The 2500-nt window shown below is 53.2% G+C and carries 1 rRNA gene (running past one end of the window); it reads right to left on the bottom strand.

The annotated features are described in order from the left end of the window. A 23S ribosomal RNA gene (locus ACZ1JY_RS08950) occupies positions 1–2420 on the bottom strand; it reaches 385 nt to the left of the window's first position. Positions 2421–2500 lie beyond the last annotated feature (80 nt).

The raw sequence follows: 2500 nt of genomic DNA on the forward strand, positions 1-2500 counted from the left end.
TGCCAAACGATTCCGTCGATATGAGCTCTTGGGAATCATCAGCCTGTTATCCCCGGCGTACCTTTTATCCGTTGAGCGATGGCCCTTCCACGAGGGACCACCGGATCACTATGACCGACTTTCGTCTCTGCTCGACTCGTCAGTCTCGCAGTCAGGCAGGCTTATGCCATTGCACTCTAACAGCCGGTTTCCAACCGGCCTGAGCCTACCATCGCGCGCCTCCGTTACTCTTTAGGAGGCGACCGCCCCAGTCAAACTACCCGCCACAGAGGGTCCCCGAACCGGCTAACGGTCCTGGGTTAGACATCAGAAAACAACAGGGTGGTATTTCACCTATGGCTCCACACCAGCTGGCGCCGGTGCTTCAAAGCCTCCCACCTATGCTACACAATTCTTTCCTAATGCCACTCTGAAGCTGCAGTAAAGGTGCACGGGGTCTTTCCGTCTAACCGCGGGTACTCCGCATCTTCACGGAGAATTCAATTTCGCTGAGCATATCCTGGAGACAGTGGGGAAGTCGTTACGCCATTCGTGCAGGTCGGAACTTACCCGACAAGGAATTTCGCTACCTTAGGACCGTTATAGTTACGGCCGCCGTTTACCGGGGCTTCAATTCGGAGCTTGCACTCCTCCTCTTAACCTTCCGGCACCGGGCAGGCGTCAGACCCTATACGTCGTCTTGAAGCCGACTTAGCAGAGTCCTGTGTTTTTGCTAAACAGTCGCTACCCCCTGGCCTGTGCCCCCTCATACTGCTTGCGCAATGTGAGGGCCTCCTTCTTCCGAAGGTACGGAGGCAATTTGCCGAGTTCCTTCAGGATACTTCTCTCAAGCGCCTTGGTATACTCTACCTGACCACCTGTGTCGGTTTCGGGTACGGTCTATACGGTGGGGCTATTTCCTGGAACCATTTCGAAGCCACTCCAATCCAATAAGGAGTGACAACACACATGATCCGTCACACACCACCAGGCCCACGAATATTAACGTGGTTCCCATCGACTACCCCCTTCGGGCTCGTCTTAGGGGCCGGCTCACCCTGCTCAGATTAGCTTTAAGCAGGAACCCTTGGTCTTTCGGCGAGAGGGCATCTCACCCTCTTTGTCGCTACTCATGTCAGCATTCGCACTTCCGATACCTCCACGACCCATTACCAGATCGCTTCACAGGCCTACGGAACGCTCCGCTACCGCTCAGTCAAAGACTGAACCCTAAGCTTCGGTGCATCACTTTAGCCCCGTTACATCTTCGCCGCAGGAACCCTTGTTTAGACCAGTGAGCTGTTACGCTTTCTTTAAAGGATGGCTGCTTCTAAGCCAACCTCCTGGTTGTTTTGGGATTCCCACATGCTTTCCCACTTAGTGATGACTTGGGGACCTTAGCTGTAGGTTAGGGCTGTTTCCCTTTTGACGACGGACCTTAGCACCCGCCGTCTGTCTGCCGAACAAGTCTCGCTGGTATTCGGAGTTTGGTTAGAATTGGTAGATCTCGCGACCCCCGCATCCATCCAGTGCTCTACCCCCAGCGGCATACATTCGACGCTCTACCTCAATAGATTTCGCGGAGAACCAGCTATTTCCCGGTTTGATTGGCCTTTCACCCCTAAACACAACTCATCCGAGAATTTTTCAACATTCAACGGTTCGGTCCTCCAGTGCGTGTTACCGCACCTTCAACCTGGTCATGCCTAGATCACCGGGTTTCGGGTCTAATTCATCGAACTCTGTCGCCCTATTCAGACTCGCTTTCGCTGCGCCTACACCTAACGGCTTAAGCTTGCTCGATAAACTAAGTCACTGACCCATTATGCAAGAGGTACGCTGTCACCCCCTAAAGAGGCTCCAACTGCTTGTAAGCATTCGGTTTCAGGTACTGTTTCACTCCCCTCATCGGGGTGCTTTTCACCTTTCCCTCACGGTACTGTGTTCGCTATCGGTCATGTACGAGTATTTAGGCTTGGAGGGTGGTCCCCCCATGTTCAGACAGGATTTCACGTGTCCCGCCCTACTCGAGTCCTCATCCATCACTTTCGCATACGGGGCTGTCACCCGCTATGGCCAGTCTTTCCAAACTGTTCTGCTAGTTGAAGATGAGGCACTGGCCTGGTCCGCGTTCGCTCGCCACTACTAACGGAATCTCGGTTGATGTCTTTTCCTCCAGGTACTGAGATGTTTCAGTTCCCCGGGTTCGCTTCACCAGATCTATGTATTCAATCTGGGATACCTTATCCACCTCACTCACCTGCTGCCAGCCTCGTTAAAGACCATCAGCAAACGAGAGAAATGGTGAAGGTGGGTTTCCCCATTCGGAAATCGCCGGATCAAAGTTTGCTCACAACTCCCCGACGCTTATCGCAGCGTGCCACGTCCTTCATCGCCTGTACATGCCAAGGCATCCACCAAATGCTCTTACCTCACGCTTGAGAATCCACACCATCAACGACAGACCTGCATAATGTCTGCGCTGTGCTAGATGCGGACGATAATCTCAGCCAGATTAACA

Source organism: Novosphingobium sp. BL-A-41-Hi4B-X5A (assembly GCF_055521705.1).